Source organism: Thermogemmatispora onikobensis, from assembly GCF_001748285.1.
Classification (GTDB): Bacteria; Chloroflexota; Ktedonobacteria; order Ktedonobacterales; family Ktedonobacteraceae; genus Thermogemmatispora; species Thermogemmatispora onikobensis.
The window spans coordinates 39,655-58,613 of record NZ_BDGT01000006.1 but is presented as its reverse complement, the minus strand read 5'-3'; the positions used below and the strand labels follow the sequence as shown (position 1 = coordinate 58,613).

16 protein-coding genes are annotated in these 18,959 nt (G+C 60.2%); 9 read left to right on the top strand and 7 right to left on the bottom strand.

Going from position 1 to position 18,959, the window contains the following annotated elements:
* Window positions 1–1,516: 1,516 nt before the first annotated feature.
* Window positions 1,517–3,025 (top strand): MDR family MFS transporter, encoded by a 1,509-nt coding sequence (locus BGC09_RS04120; RefSeq protein WP_069802385.1) that lies wholly within the window; start codon window positions 1,517–1,519, stop codon window positions 3,023–3,025.
* A gap of 249 nt (window positions 3,026–3,274) precedes the next feature.
* Here BGC09_RS04120 and BGC09_RS04115 read toward each other — a convergent pair whose 3' ends face one another.
* Complete coding sequence (locus BGC09_RS04115) at window positions 3,275–4,588, bottom strand: hypothetical protein (RefSeq protein ID WP_141727629.1); 1,314 nt, start codon at window positions 4,586–4,588, stop codon at window positions 3,275–3,277.
* 216 nt (window positions 4,589–4,804) lie between these two features.
* Between BGC09_RS04115 and BGC09_RS22740 the strand changes: the two genes are divergently transcribed.
* Window positions 4,805–4,954, top strand: a complete 150-nt coding sequence (locus tag BGC09_RS22740) for a hypothetical protein (RefSeq protein WP_176728835.1) — start codon at window positions 4,805–4,807, stop codon at window positions 4,952–4,954.
* 220 nt (window positions 4,955–5,174) lie between these two features.
* Here BGC09_RS22740 and BGC09_RS04110 read toward each other — a convergent pair whose 3' ends face one another.
* From BGC09_RS04110 to BGC09_RS04095, 4 genes are all read right to left on the bottom strand, one after another.
* Complete coding sequence (locus BGC09_RS04110; protein WP_069802381.1) at window positions 5,175–6,023, bottom strand: thioesterase II family protein; 849 nt, start codon at window positions 6,021–6,023, stop codon at window positions 5,175–5,177.
* Window positions 6,020–6,520 (bottom strand): acyl carrier protein, encoded by a 501-nt coding sequence (locus BGC09_RS22735; protein WP_069802379.1) that lies wholly within the window; start codon window positions 6,518–6,520, stop codon window positions 6,020–6,022. Before BGC09_RS22735 ends, BGC09_RS04110 begins: the two co-directional genes overlap by 4 nt.
* 64 nt (window positions 6,521–6,584) lie before the next feature.
* On the bottom strand, window positions 6,585–7,970 hold the full coding sequence (locus BGC09_RS22470; protein ID WP_069802378.1) for a cytochrome P450: 1,386 nt from the start codon (window positions 7,968–7,970) through the stop codon (window positions 6,585–6,587).
* Window positions 7,971–8,662: 692 nt separating this feature from the next.
* Complete coding sequence (locus BGC09_RS04095; RefSeq protein WP_141727627.1) at window positions 8,663–9,889, bottom strand: hypothetical protein; 1,227 nt, start codon at window positions 9,887–9,889, stop codon at window positions 8,663–8,665.
* A 1,769-nt stretch (window positions 9,890–11,658) separates the two neighbouring features.
* Between BGC09_RS04095 and BGC09_RS04080 the strand changes: the two genes are divergently transcribed.
* Window positions 11,659–13,620 carry an AfsR/SARP family transcriptional regulator gene (locus BGC09_RS04080; RefSeq protein WP_084657922.1) on the top strand — a complete coding sequence of 654 codons (1,962 nt, stop codon included), beginning with the start codon at window positions 11,659–11,661 and terminating at the stop codon, window positions 13,618–13,620.
* Window positions 13,621–14,274: 654 nt separating this feature from the next.
* Entirely contained in the window at window positions 14,275–14,448 is a 174-nt protein-coding gene (locus BGC09_RS22730; RefSeq protein ID WP_176728834.1) for a hypothetical protein, read from the top strand.
* A gap of 17 nt (window positions 14,449–14,465) precedes the next feature.
* On the opposite strand, the gene BGC09_RS04075 is transcribed toward BGC09_RS22730, so the two are convergent.
* The gene (locus tag BGC09_RS04075; protein ID WP_141727626.1) at window positions 14,466–14,819 is read right to left on the bottom strand and encodes a hypothetical protein; all 354 of its coding nucleotides are present in this window, start codon (window positions 14,817–14,819) and stop codon (window positions 14,466–14,468) included.
* A 180-nt stretch (window positions 14,820–14,999) separates the two neighbouring features.
* Here BGC09_RS04075 and BGC09_RS04065 point away from each other — a divergent pair, with 180 nt between their 5' ends.
* The 5 genes from BGC09_RS04065 (at window position 15,000) to BGC09_RS23445 (ending at window position 17,399) form a co-directional block, all read left to right on the top strand.
* Window positions 15,000–15,329, top strand: a complete 330-nt coding sequence (locus BGC09_RS04065) for a helix-turn-helix domain-containing protein (protein WP_069802368.1) — start codon at window positions 15,000–15,002, stop codon at window positions 15,327–15,329.
* The gene (locus tag BGC09_RS04060; protein WP_069802366.1) at window positions 15,310–15,834 is read left to right on the top strand and encodes an NUDIX domain-containing protein; all 525 of its coding nucleotides are present in this window, start codon (window positions 15,310–15,312) and stop codon (window positions 15,832–15,834) included. Before BGC09_RS04065 ends, BGC09_RS04060 begins: the two co-directional genes overlap by 20 nt.
* A complete protein-coding gene (locus BGC09_RS04055) occupies window positions 15,828–16,082 on the top strand; it encodes a hypothetical protein (RefSeq protein WP_069802364.1) in 255 nt (84 codons plus the stop codon). The genes BGC09_RS04060 and BGC09_RS04055 overlap by 7 nt, the downstream gene beginning before the upstream one ends.
* A gap of 108 nt (window positions 16,083–16,190) precedes the next feature.
* Window positions 16,191–17,069: a class I SAM-dependent methyltransferase gene (locus tag BGC09_RS04050; RefSeq protein ID WP_069802362.1), complete on the top strand. Its 879-nt coding sequence runs from the start codon at window positions 16,191–16,193 to the stop codon at window positions 17,067–17,069.
* A gap of 153 nt (window positions 17,070–17,222) precedes the next feature.
* Complete coding sequence (locus BGC09_RS23445; protein ID WP_218103956.1) at window positions 17,223–17,399, top strand: phosphoadenosine phosphosulfate reductase domain-containing protein; 177 nt, start codon at window positions 17,223–17,225, stop codon at window positions 17,397–17,399.
* Between the two features lie 759 nt (window positions 17,400–18,158).
* On the opposite strand, the gene BGC09_RS04040 is transcribed toward BGC09_RS23445, so the two are convergent.
* The gene (locus BGC09_RS04040) at window positions 18,159–18,458 is read right to left on the bottom strand and encodes a tyrosine-type recombinase/integrase (RefSeq protein WP_069802358.1); all 300 of its coding nucleotides are present in this window, start codon (window positions 18,456–18,458) and stop codon (window positions 18,159–18,161) included.
* Window positions 18,459–18,959 lie beyond the last annotated feature (501 nt).

Sequence of the window (18,959 nt, the reverse complement as noted above, 5' to 3'; positions counted from 1 at the left end):
CCAGGTGACGGTCACCCTGGACATCTATGGACATGTGATGCCAGGGATGCAAGGGGAGGCCCTGCGGAAAATGGAAGAGCTGTTGAGAGGAGAGCAGAACAAATAGCTGTCACTTAAGCTGTCTTGAGGACAAAGGGCGGCTCCCGTGTAGTGGGGAGCCGCCCACGTGGCTTGGGAAGAGGGAGCGGGAGACGGGACTCGAACCCGCGACAGCCTGCTTGGAAGGCAGGTACCCAACAAAAGAGAAATCAATGCTGCCACTCGACTCCAGAAGCCAGTTCACACAACTCATCTACAAGCTTAATGACATCTACAAGCTTAATGAAAAGAGACAGGGATACATCGACAGAATGCTGCTTTCCAAGGCAGACACTCTGAAAAGAGTATAACCTAGGCGTTGCCTCAAAGCAAGAGCAGAGGCTCTCGTTTGACTGACCTTCCTGCAGCCTTGCGAGCGGTGCGCGTCCCCAGCGTTGCTCCAGGGGCCTCCCCCAGAAGTCAGTCTCTACACCCGCTGCACCAGATTAAGCAAAGAGAACGACTCTTCCCAGTCCGCCTCAGAGAACATCCTCTCATACTCGGCACGGCGAATGACAAGATCCACACTCACACCTCACTCCAGCGCACTCCTGACAAAGAGCCAATCAGTACCTCCAGCCAGAGCAACAAGCACTACAAGACATGGCCTTGTTGTCATTGAACCTCTTCTGAGATCTGCCGCAATGGAACCACGACCAAGGTCTCCGCCTGCTGCCTTCCCAAGGAAGCTGTTCCCTCCCGCTGCAGATCCACTCCCTTTCTCCCACCCTCCCGATCTTTTCCCGCTGCCTTCCCGCTTCCTTCCCAGACGCTTCCCACCACCGTCGTGTACGCTCTTCTCCGTCGAGCGCATCCAGGTCACGCAGAATGTGCAACATGGCCGGGAAGGGCCTTCTCCTCCTCTGCCAAACCACAGAGGGAGTCTATCAGATGCCAGTCTTGCCCCGGCTTATCGAACCGACACTCCTGACGCGAGCTTCTCTTGGGGTGAGGGCCGATGACTGGCTGCCGGTGTGGACCAGGAAGGGAAGAGGGCAGACGTTTCTGCTTCATTCTACTCCCAGCATGGCCCTGGCCAGAATCTCCCAGTGCTGTGCCGCTGGTCTCAGGAAGAGCTTATCAGGTCACGTTCTGGGTTTCTGCCATCAGCCCCATGCTGACCCGCTCGGCGCATTCGCACACGGCACCGGCCTCAACCGCGGCCTGGGCCGCTCCTGTTTTCAATGGCCGTCGCCTCCCTCCTGCCTCGTCCACAGGCGAATAGGGCACCTGGGAAGCAGCGTTCGATCAGGCTGCGCGATCTTCATTCAGGGGGCAAGACACGTCAGCACGGGCAATGTTCTTCGCAGCAGATGGAGAGTTGGTGGCTTCTGCTACCCAATGAGGAGCCAGCCAGCAGTTTCGCCTCTGCTTCTCCCAAGAGAGAGCCCGGCTATCTCCCTCCCGTACAGGAAAGGAGAAAGGAGCCATCACCACCATGCAACGACGACGAAGAGGCATCCTGGTGCCAGGGGCACCGTTCCCCCCCTCCTTCTGGATTCTGGTAGGCGGTATCTTCGTGAACCGGTTCGGCAGCTTTGTCGGGGTCTTTCTCCTGGTCTATCTGACGGCTCAAGGCTACCCCACAGCGCAAGCAGGCTTCGCTGCAGGAGCCTATGGGCTGGGCAGCATGGCCGCAGCTCTCTTCGGTGGCTCTCTGGCAGACCACCGGGGAAGACGGTGGACTATCGTGGTCGCCATGTTCTCTTCCGCCGCAGCCACCCTGGCCTTATCACAGGCGCGTGCCATGCCGGCGCTGGTGGGCCTGGCGACCCTGGCCGGCTTCTGTGCTGCCCTCTATCGTCCGGCGGCCAGCGCTTTGTTGACCGAGCTGGTGCCGAGGGAGCAGCGCCTGCCCGCCTTCGCCTGGTACCGGTTTGCCCTCAATGTCGGCTTTACTGCCGGTCCGCTCCTGGCTGGCTTCTTCGCCAGCCATGCCTTCTTCTTCTTGATCTTCCTGACAGATGCGTTCTCCTCCGTCATCTTCGGCGTGCTGGCCCTGGTCGCTTTGCCCGCTGAGAGCAGTGGTGCAGCTCAGCAGCAGCCACCCACAAGAGCCGGATTCGTGGAAGCCCTTCATCACGATCCTCGTTTTCTGCTCTTCCTGCTCGGCTCCCTGGCAGTGGCCATGGTGTACTTCCAGCATCAGTCCACGCTTGTTCTGCAGGTGCACAGTCTGGGTCTGTCCAACGCCGTCTATGGAGCGCTGCTTTCGCTCAATGGCCTGGTAGTCATCGTGTTCGAGCTGCCTCTCAGCCAGGTCACCAGCAAATGCCCTTTGCTGCCACTGATTGCCATAGGATGGCTGCTTACCGCCCTGGGATTTGGGCTGGTCGCCTTTGCCTCCAACCTGGTGTTCCTGGCCAGTACAGTGATACTCTGGAGTGTGGGCGAGATCCTCCATCACCCCGCCTCTGCCGCCTACGTCGCCGATCTGGCGCCAGCGCACTTGCGTGGTCGTTACCAGGGTGTCTGGGATCTCACCTGGAACCTTGCCCAGACAGCCGGGCCGCCGCTGGGGACCCTGGCCTTTTCCTGGGACGCTCCCAGATTCTGGTGGCTGTGTGGTTTGCTCACCAGTGTTGCTGTGCTGCCTCTTGTGCTCGGGCAAGCGCCAGACCAGGCGTCCATACAGGCAGCACGTCCCAGCGCAGAGACTCCTGCGCTGCGGAGGTCGGGTCCCCCTCCCTCCCCCCTCCGGAAGAAATCTGGGCCTCCAGGCAGACGCTCGCGTGCGCTGCTCAACTATCTGAGCCTTCTTCCAAAAGGCACTGATGTAGACCTTCGTACCATCCAGCAGGTGATATGTTGCTCGTATCCCCAGGCACGTCATCTGGTAGAGGCCCTGGAACGACAGGGCTATGTGCTTCGTGCGGCGGGACCACGCCGGCGCTATTGCCTGCATCCGTCCTACCGTCCTGCAGCCGTTCGTCTCCGTCACCAGTGAGACCAGGAGCAGGAGGCGGCTGCCTCCGCTCCACTCTTCCCCATAGTCACCGACCGTCCTCACACACCTTTGCCGACTGCTCGCACTCGTCTCGTCCCTTGCCAGTACGATCTGTCTGTCTGCCTACCGCCTCAAAGCGCCCCCCGTTGGCGTGTTCCGAGGCACGTACGTCCTCGGAGGGAGCGGAGAGCCACCTGCCTGTGGGCGCCAGCCTTGTTCATCGGAGTCATTCCCCACCTCACGGCCTGATCAGCGCTGTGGAGGAGTCACTGCCCTGATGGGAACAACAGCCAGCCGCTGGAGCTGTCCCTGAATCCAGGTCACGCCCCCCTGCACCAGACCAGTCGTTGGATCTTGCTGCCCGACGTAGGCTGTATTCGCGCTGGTCAGCATCTCATCCAGTAATGAGAGCGCCTTTGCCTGCCGCAATTGCGTATCGCTCATGGAGACAAGCTGGACTGCGTCCTGGCGGATGTGGTGCATCAGGACAGCAATGGCCTGTAACTGCCTGTCTACGCTCGTGGCAATCTGCTGCTGGGAAGCCTCATGGCCAGGAGCATTGATGAGACCACTCAAGTGCAGGCTGATATGGGCGAGATAACTGGGGAGTGCCTGGTTGGGGTCCATCTGCAGGAGACCGATACGCCCTGCCTTCGGATCAACCAGGATCGGGGTACCAGCGGGGGTATCACGCCCAACATAGGCGGTGCCGTCAAGGTAGTCCAGGATGCGGATCACTTGCCGGCGCAACAGCCCCGTATGGGTCCCGGAGGCCCAGTCATCCCTCGCCGCACTTGACCACTCCAGAAGCTTTTCCGTATTGCGAGAGAGCCAGAGGGCCAGCCCTCCGGAGAGACCAATGTGTTGCAGATCAGGATCGCTGGCCAGCAGATGACGCAGGTGGGAGAGGAGACTATAGTGCTGCTCGTCCCCCGGCGTGGGCGTGTCAGGGATCGCTCCAAGCAACCGCCAGGTGGTCGAGTCGAGAGAGGGCGTGATCGGCGGATTGGCCGCATCCTCCTCGGTCACCAGGAATCGGCTATACTGAGCGAGTAGATTCTGGTGAGAAGGGCTGCGATAGGTCAGCAGGACGGTTCTGCCTCTCGTTGACGAGAGGGTGCCCAGCAGCAGCGGCGGTGTCTGATCATCTGACCGGTCAGGAAGGAGCCAGGCGTACCCGGCTTTGGCCGCCGGCACTGCGGGAAGCTGTTGGAGCGTGAGGGTGATTACATCGTTGAGACCCCGTGTACCCAATGGATCGAGTTGACCACTACTGCCAAATGCCAGAGTCCCTACGAACGTAGTCGTTGGAGGCTCCACCAGCGTGGCCGATGGAGAAGCGACCAGCACCGAGCAGAGGAACGTGAAGAGCACCAGCGTGATCATGCTAACAAGCGCGAGCAGCGCCAGTTTTGTACGAGGGACCAGGTCAGGCAGGCGTCGCTTCTGTGTCTGCCCGGGAGCTGAAGACGGCGACAGGATCGTCTTCGGCAGCAAGGTCTCCCCCACGGGAAACCGGCTGGCATCCTCCGGCTCGAGAGCACCCAGCATGTACCCAGACATCGGTTTCTGATTCTGAAAAGACGGGGATTGCCCGGAAGGGCTTGTTTCAGTTCCTGCATCTGGGTCTAAGGCGACAGGAGACGAGGCCCCAGTCAACCTGACGCCAGGCGTGCTTTGGCTTTGCGATGCTCCACCTGGTAAAACAGCCCTCGACCGCAGCGCGGCGTCAGTCGTCAGTACCAGTTCCAGCGAAGGGAAGAGGTGCATTCCATACTGATGAGCAAGGGGAGCCAGCGCCTCCAAGCGGCTGTCCGGGACAACGATCCCGACAATGGGCGGTGCAGGGACCTCAGCAAGACGCGCGAAATGCTCATCACAACTCAGGGCGGGACCATGCTCGGGGAGCGCCAGGATGATCGGCTGTGATTGCTGGGCGATTCCCGCTCGGACGATCTCGAAGGAATCTTCCGGTTCAACCTGGAGCAGAGTCAATGCTCCTGGAGCAACCATGGTCGCCAGGTGTGTCAGGTCTTGCTGCGCGCACTCTGTCAACAGCGCGTGCACATCATCTATCTGCATACGTACTGCTCTCTTTCTTCTCCTGCATACCTCTCAGGAAAGTCATCAGGCAGATCGAACAATGCACTCATCGCTGCACGGGAGCAGAGCTTGCGTCGGCAGATATCTGTCCGCACGTCTTGCAACACGTCCTGCCAATCTGCTCCAATAGGAGAGTGCGATCTCTCGCGGGCGCATCACGTACAAAGAAATGATCCCCGGGAAATTGCTGGAGCCGAAACGTGCTGTGCGTATGCGCCTGCCAGGCTAGCAGTTCGGGGATGCCTACGAACCCATCCTGTTCCCCACCAGAGACCGTGATTGGGCAATCGAGTCCAATGTCCGGGACATAGGCATAGGTTGCTTCCAGCAGCGCGTCGGCCCGCAGCTTGGGGAGGATCACCGGCAGGAGCCGCACATCGGCCAGAACATATTCAGGAGTTCCACCCAGAGCGCGCACGTGCTCGATGACCTCTTCATCGGAGAAGTGCTCCATCCCCTCAAGTGGATGGGGGCCTGGAAGATGCGGTGCGCGACAGGCCGCAACGCAAAGTGCCACTGGTGACAACTGATGCCGCGTAGAGAGCGCCCGCGCCAGTTCAAAGGCAATCAGCCCTCCGAGACCTGCCCCAAAGAACGCAAATGGTCGATCCAGCCAGGGAGCGAGCGGAGAAGCAGCCAGAGTCGGCGGGACAAGTGTGTTAATGAGCATGGGCATAGAGGTGAATAGGGGGTATTCTCGAACCCGATGCGCACGACCGGGGAGCTGGATCGGACAAATTTCCAGGTGATCACGCACTGCCTCTGGCAAGAGATCAGGCCAGCGATGAAACAGGGTATGATCACCACCGGCATAGGGAAGGCAGAACAACCGTAGTGCGGGCTGGTCAAGGCGCCGTGGACGGCGCACCCACTGTGCAGGGTCTAGCGAGATCATCGCGGGGCCTCCTCAGCCTGGCTGCAGATGTCAGACTCATCTCTCTGCGGGGCCACGACCAGCGTCTCCATGATAGTCAGCAGCTCCCCCAGGATTGGATGGTCGAAGACGACGAACGGATCAAGATCGATCTGGAACTGCTCATGGATGCTGGTCAGGAGGGTGGCAACATCGAGAGAGTCGCCACCGGCCTCAAAGAAATCGGTGTCTCGATCGACCTGGCCTGGATCCCGATCGAGAATCTGGCTGAACAGGTGGCAGAGGTGCGCTTCCAGCTCGCTGGACGCGCGCCCGACGCCCTGGCTCCAGCGCTGTCTCTCCTGCTGACCGTTCTCAAGAGGGATGCCTTGCTCGACGCCATCATGGTGGACCTGCTGCTCTACCGGTGAGGCAGACCCCTCCTGGCCAGCTCGGGACCGGGCCACGATGGCGCGTTCCTGGTAGCCGGCTTCCCCGGTGGTGACCACGACCTGCTCTGGCTGCACCTCAATGTGCACCGTGTGGTGTTCCAGGTGCGCCAGATCCAGCGACAGGACCGCCGTCGAACCATCTGGTGTCAGATCAAGGGTATAGGGCTTCCGGCAGAGCTGCGTTTTCGCAGAACCCTCTTTCCTTTCTCTGCTCACCGGGCTGGTCTGAATGGGGACATGACCTGGCGCAGGAGCCCTGAGAGCGACTGGCACCTGCTGCAGCAGGCGGAGGCCCCCAGGTTCTTCCAGCACAGCGCTGGCTCTGAGACGGCCAGCTGAGCTGCCGGGAACTGCCGGAGGAATGACGAGGCGGCCATCTGCACCAGATGCAGCGTGTGGTCCTCTCCCAGGCATGTGGTCCCCAACCAAAAGCGAGCGGCGGATGGCTCTGGTCGCGATCAAGCCTGCAGGCATCTGGCTCTGGGGCGTACACCAACCGATCACGATCGGCTGCTGCCAGCACGATCAGCACAGTCTGCCCTCGCCGGATGCGTTTGTTGCTCAGGACGACATCCTGCAGCGCCTGACGAGCGAGGACGTGTTGTGGACCGTCAAGCCGCGCGACCTCTTTGAGGAACGCAGGCCAGAGCGCCGGCTCGTGCTCAAGCTGCTCGCGCAGAGCTGGCTCTCGCCAGAGCCACAGCAGCGTCATGGCGATCAGGTGAGCCACCCCGTGAGAACCTGCGGCCAGCATGGCCAGCAGCGTGGCGACCACGATCGCACCAGAGCCGGCTTCTTGCTCTGCTGAGCGTGGGACGCCTCGATTCGCTCCCAGGACCTGCAGCAGGTGGCTGACCAGGTCGCGCTGAGGATGGAGCCGGCGGGCCTTGACCAGACGAGCGAAATACTCCAGGGCCTCGGTCAACCATTCAGACAGTTGCTCCACCTGAGCCGTTGAGTAGCCAGCCCACCCAGCGAGAGCCGCTTGAACAGCGTCACCCCAGCGGGAGAGGGATGCCAGCGAGTCGGAGGGCAGGGTCAGGAAGCGGGCCTGAGCCGCGCGTGCGAGCGGCTCAGCAAAATCCGCGAGCAGATCGATGCCGGCCTCATGGGGGGCAGGCGCCAAGACAGCCACCTGCTCATCGATCAGCTGTTGCAGTGCAGCCGTCCTCTGCTCGACCATCTGGGGGCTGCAATGCGGCTGCAGCGCTCTGCGGACCTGGCGATGAAGCGGGCCTTCCAGGAACGGCGCAGCGAGCCTGAGCACCTGGTGCAGGGGAGGCAGTTGCACCGGCGCGCACTCCCTGGCACTCGCTTGCCAGCGAACCGGCAGCGCTCCAAAACGCCCTCTCTGGTCGCCCAGAATCGCTCTGGCCTCCTGATAACCGGTACAGACCCAGCGGTGCCCGTCTGGCTCAAAAACGAGCGGCCCGCAGCGCCGAAGGAAGGCATACCACGGGAAGGGATCGGCGACGACCACAGGATCATCAAGCCGACGAAGGCACGCATGGAGCGTGGTACGGGCAAGCGTTTTCACAGAGAGACTCCTGGATGTTCCAGATGAACAGCCTACGAATGATTCACACACACAGGGCAAGGAGAGCGACAGGAGGAAACCGCTGCTTTGCGCTCTCCAGGCCGCGACATCAAAGCCGCTCCGCTTCGCATCCTGCCCTTCGCTTGAGGCGGCCTGCGTGGCAGCACGCGCTCTTCCGAGGAAGACGGATCTTGTTGCAAGCGGATGGGAACACTCCAGGGAGGTACACGACTGGCCCCTCTCTCCCCTTCCCTTCCCCAATCGCAGCAAGGAGGATAAGATAATGTTGGCACCTATTGTAGTTGTATCACGACAAGCGACCTTCTTAGTGTAGCACAGGCTTCCCAGTTGTGTCAAGGAATACTCTATTCAATGACATGATAACAAATTACAGAAGAATGGAGTGTCTTTGTAGCACATACCGGGCAAGCAGCACTGCCAGCAGCGTTCAGACAGCAATCGATCGGATAAAGACCATCGATTGCCCTGCTCTGCTCTCTCTCTCCTTACCGGGAAGGGAGCAGGCACTTGCGACAAGTGACCTCTTCCCTCTATGGCTGCCAGCTCGCTCAACGGGTCGGTCGGCAGGCAGCCCATCCTAAACCGATGCAGGCACGGGATTGCCTGGCAGCCTGAATGATTCCGACAGGCATGTCAGGCAGCTATCCCGCGCTAAGCGGAGAGGCGCCACTTCATGCCGGTTGCAAGAGGGGAGGGAGGGCCTTGCCAGGGGTGTCCAGCCCATAATTGGAGACCAGCCAGCCTGTGCCCCCCATCGGCGCATTGGCTCCCTGGCTGGCAGGCGGCACACGCACGAGCAGGACGCCCATCCGATGGACACGCGGTTGTTGGCTAGTCGGGTCCTTCATCAGCCCCTGCTGGGACTGGCCTGTCTGGGGATCAGTCAGAGACTGCCACAGCGTAAACGTGACCTCTACCCACGCAAACTGCTGCTGCCCGCGAACGGCAAAGGCCATCAGGCGAGGCTGTGGATCGATGACCGCCTGAATCAGGCGTTCTCCTACCACAAGATCGTAGAGCTGGTTCGTCGTCACCCGGACATCTTGCTGCCGAAACCGCTCACGAGCCGCCGGAGTGAGCAGGAACACTGCTGCTGTCAGCGTTCCTCCATGTTGGGCGCGAGTCCCGACAGAGCGATAATCCAGGCTCATCTCGCGATCCGTAAACGTGACAGCCGTCCGTTCAGCAAACAGCGCATCCCCCAGCGTCAGCCCCGCACTGGTCCACCCAGTGGGGAGGGAAACCGGTATCCAGTTGCCCGGGTCGCTGGCGCCAGTCGCCGTCGGCGAGAGCGCCTGAGGAGGGAGCCGGGACGGAGGAGCCGTAGCCACCGGCGACGAGCCACGACGGGTCCCGGGTGTGGCTCCTCCAGGAGTAGAGCGCTGCTGCGCAACCGTCGTTGCGTGCGTCGCCGGTGGATGGGGCGAGGCAGCGGGAGCAAGCAGAGTGAACCCTAGAAACCCCACTGTCAGGACGACGACAACGCTGATCAGACCAGGCTTGAGCCACATCCGCCAGCGCGTACCTCCTGGAGACGGGCTTCCTGGACGGGATGAAGACGGCGCTCTCCCTGCTCCTGGCGCCCCCGCCGGGGCCGTCTGCTCGGAGGCCAGAGCAGGGAGCGGCTCAGAGAGTTGAAACGGGAGCGGAAAGGCATCGCTCCAGCTTTCATGGTCCACCTCTGTCTCCAGATCGGGAGCAGCCCCCTCCTGGAGGACGAAGGAGGTGAACGGGTCCACAGGATCGCTCATAGCAGCCGGGTCACGCCTATCACTGGCGTCGACAGGCCGTGGGCTCGCAGTGGGGGTCGGCGACAGGGGTCGCTCCCCATGTTGATCGGCCTGGTGCAACGGGCCAGAGGACTGCCCTGCAGAAGCGCCAGGTGGTTCGCCTGTCATCAGATAGTTCTCCTTTCTTGCTGGCTTGACAGCGGAGGAGCAGCTTCTCAGCCTGCCCGTCAGAAGGGCCAGCGCAAGACTCCTTGTCGCGGGTGGCTTCCTCCTCTCCAAGAGCAGCCTTCCCTTCCTCCATCTCATCGGTGAGGTTGGGCATCGGAGGGCCAGCCGCACTCATGGGACAGTCTAGCGCACTGGACCCCCAGGACAACGGGAGCGCCCTGGGAATCTCCTGGGAGCCAGGCAGGAAGCGTCTGGGAGCCAGGCGGGAAGGACCGGGCCGAGGCCACAGCACGGGGTCCTGGAGATGCACCAGGTGGGGTCGAGAGCGGACGTCGGCAAGCAGGTGCAGCACAAGAGGCCAGGAGTATGAAGACACAGCGATCAGCAGCCAGCCTGGCTGTGCCTCCGCTGCTCACCCATCAGCACGGCACACGTGCTGCCATGCGCGCGATGATATCCTTCTTCGGAGCAACTCGCAGGAGAAAAGCTGACAGGTGGCGCGCCCTGCGCCTGCTCTCTCATCGTGCCCTCGCAGCAAACCACGTGGAGGCGATTCTCAAAGCAGGCCCCCAGACGCCAACGAGCTGGGGAGCAGCGAAGGGGTGCTGATGGAAGTGGTGGCCCCTCCAGACTGAGGGCTGCCGCTGGTCGGAGCATCCAGGGAGTCCAGGAGAGGAGAGGACTGCCCACAGACGCAACCTTGTGGCCAGTCGGGAGGCACCATTTCAGGCGTGGCATCTGCCTCCCGGCGATTGCTCAACTGAAGCGTGCAGCACTTGTCTGGTCCTCGCAACGACTCTCGTTCTTCACCAGGGTGAACCATCCAGCGTCCAACCAGCAGGCGTTGAAAACCCGCCAGGACGCGCTCTTCTCGCATCAGCACGACGTGATGACAAGGCGGAAGGACAGGGGAACACCCGGCCTCACGACCGGTACGCGCTCTCTGTCTCAAGATAACGCAGAATCCTCTTGGACACCTTCTGCACTTGCTCAGGGCACGGACAGTGGGTGGCAAGGGACCTCCCCCGAGCCACCTTGCTTGAAAACTGCCTGGCTTGAGCACGTCCCTCCTGCGATAGCTCTGCTTCCACAGCCCGTTCAAACTCTCGTTAGCCCGTGTGACCAGGGTGAACACTCCGAAAGACTCGAGCTGTTCAGTCCAGTGCTGGAACGCCTGAGAATCGCTCTCCACCCTTTCTGGAGGAGCAGCTCACAATTGGAGGAGGCACCAGAGTACCACTGAACCGGAATCATCGTGGCCCGGGCAGCGAGGCCACCCGGCTCAGAAGGCAGGGAACGGTGTCACCAGCCGGAGGCCAGCGACCGTGGCCGTCCGGGCCGTGAGAGCAGCGGAACAGCAGACTTGTCCACTGGCGTACCCCTGTGAAGCAAACACCATGAGGAGCAAAATCATATGGCTTTTTCGGAGAGAGGACCCCGAGTTGCGTGCACTGCGTAAACAGCTCAAGGAAGTGGAGGAGGCAAAGAAGCGGGCAGAGGTGGAATCAGCGGCGCGGATTAAGCAAATTCGGGAGGATGGGCGAAAGCGCCTGGAAGAGATCGAGGCGGAGGGCCGTGCCCAGCGCGAAGAGCTTATCCGCCAGTCTGTCTCACCCGTTCTCTCTTGATTACTATACCATATAGCCGGGGACCTCTGCCGCCTGTTTCTTGAGGAAAATCATCAGCTTGGATATAATGATGAAGAGGCATATTTCTTGAGATCGTTAGTCCCCAAGAGAACTAATGGTGCCCTTCGGCAAAGGGAGGAAATGATGGAACTGGATCGGCTTTCTTCAGCGCAACTGCGGATACAGGTCTGGCTCTTTGGAGCATTCCAGATCTGGAAACGCGAGGGGATTGACTGGCGAGAGGTGGGCCGCAAGGAGTGGCACTACGATCGCACAGCACGCAAAGTCTTTGCACGGCTCCTGGTCGCGCGTGGCAGGCGTTTGACCCGCAGCATTTTGGAGGATGATCTCTGGGGAGAAAGCAGTAATGAGCGCATCTATACTGCGATGAACCGGCTCCGCAGTGTCATCGGGAAAGACTTGATCAAATCTGTGGACGGCGGATACGCCCTGGCAGGACAGGAGCGGATTTGGACCGACCTGGATGCTGTGCGGGATATCATGCGCCAGGTGGGGAGAAGAGGACCGCTTATCGTAGAGGAGGCGGTGCCACTGCTGGAGGAGGCACAAGAGATTCTGGGAAGGGGCGAGCTACTGGAAGAGGAGGATGGCACATGGGTGCATGCGCTCCGTGCAGAGGTGGAGCGCATGAAACGGCAAAGTGGGCGCTGGCTCGCACAGGCTTACATGCAGCAGGGGAAGTGGTGGCAGGCAAGGGAACAGTACCGGATGCTGGTGGAGGGGGACCCTGGGGATGAAGACAGTCTGCGGGAGTGGCTCAGACTGTTGATGGAGGAGGGTGGCGAGCGGGAAGCGAGGAAATGTTATCAGGAGATAGCGCGGAGGGCAGAGGAAGAAGGGATCAAGGTCGTCCCCTGGAAACAGCTCGGACTGGTGGAACGGCCTGACCATATGCTACGATGTCAATATACACTTGCGGTACCGATCTCGCGGTCGCTGGCGAATCCCACAGCGGTGGCGGTCGCTGAACAGCCTACCGTTGGCAGCCACGTCTGCCTGGCGTTAGTTGTACAGCGTGCGGGCGACGAGGAAAGCTGGACCGGTGTACGGCGGCGGCTGCAGGAGGAATTAGAGATGCCTTTATCCAACAATGAACATCACCTGTCTCGGCGGCAGGCGCTGGCAGCGATCGCTGCCCTGCCTTTGGCGGCGCTGACCAGCCGCGCACTTCCACCGGCGGAAGAGTTTCTGCCGCTATGCGCGGCGGCTAATGCAGCCTGCAACCATCTCATGAATAGCGATGGTCTGGACAAAGCTCATGCGGCCCTCTCTTGCTACCTGCCAGTGCTGGAGCAACTGGCATATACGGGCAGTTCTTCATATCGGCCAGCCGCTGCCCGCCTTGCTGCTGAGGGGAAACGCATGGCAGGTTGTATAGAGACTCACCGGGGTGATCCGCAGGCCAAACACCGCTTGAGCCTGGAAGCCGTGCGGTTGGCTGCTCTCAGCGATGACCCAAGCGTGCGGGTAATGGCGGTGCGCGATCTGGCCCTGGCCTATTACTACAGCGGCCAGATTGAGCAGATGCGAACTCATCTGCAACCCGCGCTCGTGATCCTCGATCAGTGCCCGCCGCTGCTGCAAAGTGGCACACTTTTTCTCCAGGCGGCACTGGAGGCCCGCCTCGGCCAGCCACAAACAGCCCTGCGACTGGTCGGGCAGGCGCAGAATCTCTTCTCCAGAAGGGCAGATGGCGAGCGCTTGCCGGACTTCCGCTTTGAGGAGGACAATGTGATCATGTGGACGGGGCGTGTTCACCTTCATCTTGCTGAGCGGGGTCGTCCCCATATCCCCCAGGCCCGGAAAGCCTTCGAGCAATCATCCCGCGTGAAAGCCGCCACTCCGCCTCGCCTGCTGGCTGAGATTGAGCTGGATATGGCCAGAACAGCCCTCATACAGCAGGATCTGGATGCTTTCAGCGCATCTCTGGGGGAGAGTATACACCTCGCCAACCGCCTGGGGAGCGTCAGCCTGCGCAGGGAGGCCAGAGCGATCTACCAGCAGGTGCGAACCGGACATCCCTGGTCTGCCGAGCGACCGATCAAGGAGATGGAGGACCTCTTTACAGCCAGGACCGTCTGAGGAAGCGCAAGGCGCGGCATGGCCAGGCATGTGCACTCAAGTCAGACCCGTAGCAAGGGCAGCGCGGCATGAGTGATATGCTGTGTCATGCCGCGCCCCCCGTTGTAGACCACAAGAGCCGGCCCTCTACCTGCTCTGGCCTACGCTGAACAATTTCCCACCAGCACACTCAATCAGCCTCTGCATACTTCTCCTCACTGCCACAGGGCGCTGTTACCTGGAGCGCCTTCCGCCGCTTTATCCATTTACTTCGAGAAACCTTTCAGAAATCTTCGAGAAAACATACGTCGGGTTAGCAGATACTCTGAGTGACTCTATTACATGGAGAGATATGGCGATGTCATCACCATCAGAGTTCAGCCGCTCTGGCTCGCAGACCAGCATACAAGAGGCTCTGGTCGGTACTCTTAGCACATGCTATCAGGACGAGTATGCTGCCAGAGCCTTCCTCCGGGAGGCCCTCAACAGACTGAAGCAAATTGAACATAGCTCCAGCGCTGGCGCAAGCCGAGGAAGTGGTGCGGGAGGCGTGGAACAGCATCGAAACTGCTCTGGCCCATCTTGATCTGCTTCCTGCGGCACAAGCATGGCAGCTCGTGCTGGCACCATTCTTCATTGCTGGAGATCAACGACCTGAAAGAAAGGAAGGCGCTTATGGCCACATCACTGCAGCCGTTACCACTGAAAGCAGGCGAGCGCGGGTTGCAGGTGAACCCGGTTGATGGGCAGATTCAGCAGCACAATAACCATACTGCTTCCCGGCAGCCTGCAACACGCACGCCTAGCCCTCCGCCTGTCCGCTGTGGCAGGGAGGTGAAGCAGCCATGATAAACTGGCTTGGCCGCTTATTTGGCGGCTCGTCCCGCGTATCCGGCACTACTGCTCCAGGCGTTGAGGAAACCTATGTCCTGCCGCGTACGCGGGATGAGCAGAACCGCCTCGACCTGCAACACTTCGCCCTGCGCCAACTGCTCGGCACCCACTTCCTCGCCCCCGTGCAGCACCCGCAGGCCATCCTCGACGTCGGCAGCGGTACCGGCATCTGGCTGCGCGAGGCCGCCCGCCGCTGGCGCCAGGCCCGGCTCATCGCCCTTGACAAAGATCTCTCGCTCCTGCGGCCACTCCCGGCAACGTGCCAGGCCATCGAGGCTGATTTGCTCAATGGCCTGCCGTTCCCAGAGCATTCTTTTCTTTCGCAAAGATCTGCTTGCCTCCCTACAGAGCGTGGCCCCTGCTCTGGCCAGCGTTAACCAGGTTCCCTTGGAGAAAGTCCAGGAAACATTGGCGGCGCTGCCCGCCGAATGGGAACACTACGGCACTGGCTGCGGCGGAGTGGCTGTTTGGGCGCAGAAACCATAAGAGAGGAGAAGTCCAGAATCATGGAAACGACAGACGTCCCCTGGCGGCTAGACTGGCTCAAGGAAACGGACTGGCTGGTGCTGCTACTCAAATCACAGGGCTGGGAGGCCAGCAGGATTGCCCAGGCCCTGGGAAGAAGCCGAAGCCGCGTCTACCAGAGATTAAGCCGCGCCCGGTTGGCGCTCAGGGCTATGGGATGCTCCTCTCAGGAACTGCTAGCGCGTGTCCCCTGGGATCGGTGTCCGGCGGCTGCGCGAGAGCAACTGGCCCGCTTGCTGGAACGGCAGCAAACCGGGGGAGGAAGAGCTGCACTGGAAAGAGAGGAACGGTATGCCGATACGAAAGCATGATGCCCGCTGGGCAGTAGCTGTTGACCTGATGCTGGTGGATGAGGGGCGAAGCCGTATTGCGCTCATCCGGCGCGAAAATGAGAAAGTGCTCGCGCTTGTGGGAGAGAAACTTCAATGGAATGAAACTGGGGCAATGGGGTTCCGCCGCGCCTTTTGCGAGGAGCTGGGAATCATCGACATGATGGATGCAGGTATTAAAAGTTGGAAGCTGGCGGGCCTCTTTGGATTGCATGCCCCGGATCGCGATCCGCGTTTCCTGCAAGGAGACGATGGAGCAGGGAAAGCCCAAATGCTTTCGCTTGTTTATGTGATCGAGGCCGACCTGGATAGGCTGCAGAAGGCAGCCCGTCCAGGCAGCAGTGTGGTGGCCCTGGAAATGGTCGACCTGGATCGCCTTCCGCCGCTTTTTCTGGACCACTCGTCCATCATCAGGCAGGTGTTGCAGGCAGAGCAGGCAGGCCAGTTGCCGTTGCTGCCTGATGGCGAAGAGCGTATCATATGGTGAGTGAATCTATGTTGCCGCGTGAACTACTGGAAGCGTTAGAGATCCTGGCTGCGCAGCCGCGCCAGGATACACCGGTGCTCTTCTGGCTCTGCGTCGATAGCGCAACACTGGCAACGCTTCGACGAGAGCTGCTGGCTTATTGCCAGCGCTACCGGCTTCCCTGGCTCTGGCTGTCAGGTGGCGGCGATCCGGGGCCGGGGACGATTCTGCCTCCTCTTGAGGCCGGAGCCGTATGGGAAGCCGTATAGCGATTGATCTTTGGCACGGGGCCGTTTGTCATCGTTCTGCAGGTGGAGGGCAATGAAGAACTGCACAAGGCTGTTTCCCTATCTTCAACTTTAGAAAAGGAGTATACGATGCCAGATCCAGGAGATGGACAGAACACCTATGTGTTCAACGCCGAGGATGTAGCAGAACTGGCCCGCCTGATGCAACAGGACCGGCTGCTCACCGACAGCATGGGGGGGGTGCTCCCTGAAAAGGAGGTGGAGCTGCCAGAGCGGAGCCGGGTGCTTGATCTGGCCTGCGGCCCTGGCGGCTGGGTGCTGGAGATGGCTTTTGCCTACCCCAAATCTGAGATTATTGGTGTTGATATCAGCCCGCAGGTTATTGACCATGCCCGCACTCAGGCGTGGTCGCGCGGCCTGGAGAACGCCCATTTCCAGGTAATGAACGTCATGCAGCCCCTTGACTTTCCTGATGCCTCCTTCGACCTGATCAATGGGCGGCTGATGTGCGCTTTCATGCTACCCGGTGCCTGGCCAAAACTACTGGCCGAATGCCGGCGTCTTCTCAAACCTGGCGGTGTCATCCGGCTGACAGAGACAGAACCACCACTTAGTACCAGCCCGGCATTTGAACGGCTGATGGAGCTTGGTTCTCAGGCGCTCAAACGCGCTGGCCAAAGTTTCTCGCCCGATGGCCGCCACATTGGCATTACCCCAGTGCTGCCGCGTCTGGTGCGCCAGGCCGGCTTTATGGATGTGCGCCTTCGCGCGAGCGCCATTGAGTGGTCGATGGGAACAGAAGCGTACTACCCCGTCTTCAAAGACTACCTGGTCGGCCTGAACCAGATCAAACCTTTCCTTATAAGGATGGGTGTGGTGGGTAAAGAGGAAGTGGAGCAACTCTACCAGTTGGCTGTAGCTGAGATGCAGCAGGAGGAATTCTGTGCCATCTGGACGCTGCTGACCGTCTGGGGCAGGTGTCCGGCATCTGAGCGCCTGGACGTCTAGATACCTAAACGTCCTGACGCTCAAGCTCCTGAGTGTTCCTGGAGAGTTGACAGACTGCGAAGAATCGGTAGCATATAAGCGCGGAAAGCGTTTTTTTGCAGGAGCCAGAGGGCAGGCCCTTTCGGGCCTGCCTCAATTATTTTCTTGAAGGGTATGGAGACACTCCGGGTTGTTTCAGTGTCTGGGGGCAAAGATTCGACGGCGGTTTACTGCTGGGCGAGCCGGGAGTTCGGTCGGGATGGATTCCAGGCGGTTTTCGCCGACACAGGCCATGAGCACCCGGTGACGCTTAACTATCTGAGAAATCTCCCGAAAATGGTGGGGGGGTAAAATCACCTGGGTGAAGGCGGATTTCGCTGACCAGGTAAGACGCAAAGGCAAGGAACCATCTGGCAACCCATTCCTTGACCTTTCGATCGCGCTTAAAAATTCTTTCGATAAATCCCCTGATGTCTGCCATGCCCATATTCTTCATTATGAATCCAAAAAGCCGACTGAGGCTATGGGCCAGCGACATGATACAGCAGGTATTTGCTGACAGGTATGGAAAGATCTCCGTCATAGAGACCGCTTCGGATACAGGTAAACGACCTGATACCCTGATGCAAGTACAGCAGGAAGCCAGGAGGCTAGCTATAGAGATGAAGCGGTCGGGGATGGCAGAACACCCTGAGAGGAGTGAATATCATATTCAGCTCGTGAGCGGTCAACCATCTGTGACCCGCCAGGCGCTTCTTGCACAGCGGGCGGTCAACGAGGCGCTACGGCAAGAAGGAATATGGGGCGTTATCGCTACCGTACACGGCATAGGGGCGGATGCCAATGTCCGGCTGGAAACACTGCAATCGGAAATAGCAGCGCTTCTTAACCAGCGCTATCTCACAGCCACAGAGCATCAGTTCAGGAAACGCCCGGCTGAAAATCTTATGTTCCAGACCCGCCCTGACCGCTTGGAAAGTACGCCGCTTCTTCCTGCTCGGTATGCTCATGGCATAACCGGAGGGGTAGAGGCGCAAGGATCGCCAGCGCCGCTCAATACCCCTCGGCCATCGCGCCGCCAGGGCCGGTTACCGCCTCTGCCAGGCTAATCTACAGCCCCACCTTCGCCGCCGCGTTCTCAGTAAATAGCGATCCCTCGCGGATATAGCCGCGCAGGGTGGGTAAATGCTTGTGGCCGCTCTGTTTCATGATTATCCGTTCGGGCACTCCTGCTTTGGCGGATGCAGTGATGAGGACGGAGCGCAGTGAATGCCCGGAAAACCTCTCCGGGTCGAACCCCGCAGCCTTCACACGGCTCTTGACAATGTTGGCAATCGTCCGGTCGGAAATTGACGTGCCTATCTGCGGCTGGGTGCAGCGCCCGACCGCACGGAACGCCTGGCCGTCCACAATTCCCGCCGAGGCGAGCCAGGCTCTCCATGCGCGTACTGGGCACGTCCTTTCATCGCTGCCGAACGGAATGCCCTTGACGATCCCCCGGCCTTCCTGTTAGAGGAGCTGGCCCGGCAGAGCGGGCGGAGTTATGAAGAGTTGTTTGATCTGGTGAGGAAACGAATGGAGGCGGATCTGAAGCAATTGACGGAGGGGAGTGAATCGGTGGAGGATGATAAGCCGCCCTCGAAGTCAGAGTGAAGAGGGAGATTTGGGGGTCAATCCCTCGAATTGTCTTCGCGAAGACAAAAATCGCTCGTAGAGAACGCGCCAGGATGACCGTAGCACCGTGAAATGAAGCGAGGGGTACTGATGGACGCAGTGATGAACGCAGAAAAATCTCGGTTCTCTGGTGAGGTCGGCGTTCCTGGAGCAGTTTTCCAGCGCGACCAGGGCAAGAGGAACACCCAGGCCGCGCAAGGTTGCTGGTGAGAGGAGGGGCTCATTGTAGTTGTAGTT

Coding starts and splice junctions, on each gene's coding strand:
- BGC09_RS04120 (WP_069802385.1), top strand. CDS start 1,517: ATGCAACGACGACGAAGAGGCATCCTGGTGCCAGGGGCACCGTTCCCC.
- BGC09_RS04115 (WP_141727629.1), bottom strand. CDS start 4,588: ATGTCTGGGTACATGCTGGGTGCTCTCGAGCCGGAGGATGCCAGCCGG.
- BGC09_RS22740 (WP_176728835.1), top strand. CDS start 4,805: ATGAGCAAGGGGAGCCAGCGCCTCCAAGCGGCTGTCCGGGACAACGAT.
- BGC09_RS04110 (WP_069802381.1), bottom strand. CDS start 6,023: ATGATCTCGCTAGACCCTGCACAGTGGGTGCGCCGTCCACGGCGCCTT.
- BGC09_RS04095 (WP_141727627.1), bottom strand. CDS start 9,889: ATGACAGGCGAACCACCTGGCGCTTCTGCAGGGCAGTCCTCTGGCCCG.
- BGC09_RS04080 (WP_084657922.1), top strand. CDS start 11,659: ATGATGGAACTGGATCGGCTTTCTTCAGCGCAACTGCGGATACAGGTC.
- BGC09_RS22730 (WP_176728834.1), top strand. CDS start 14,275: ATGGCCACATCACTGCAGCCGTTACCACTGAAAGCAGGCGAGCGCGGG.
- BGC09_RS04065 (WP_069802368.1), top strand. CDS start 15,000: ATGGAAACGACAGACGTCCCCTGGCGGCTAGACTGGCTCAAGGAAACG.
- BGC09_RS04060 (WP_069802366.1), top strand. CDS start 15,310: ATGCCGATACGAAAGCATGATGCCCGCTGGGCAGTAGCTGTTGACCTG.
- BGC09_RS04055 (WP_069802364.1), top strand. CDS start 15,828: ATGGTGAGTGAATCTATGTTGCCGCGTGAACTACTGGAAGCGTTAGAG.
- BGC09_RS04050 (WP_069802362.1), top strand. CDS start 16,191: ATGCCAGATCCAGGAGATGGACAGAACACCTATGTGTTCAACGCCGAG.
- BGC09_RS23445 (WP_218103956.1), top strand. CDS start 17,223: ATGGAGACACTCCGGGTTGTTTCAGTGTCTGGGGGCAAAGATTCGACG.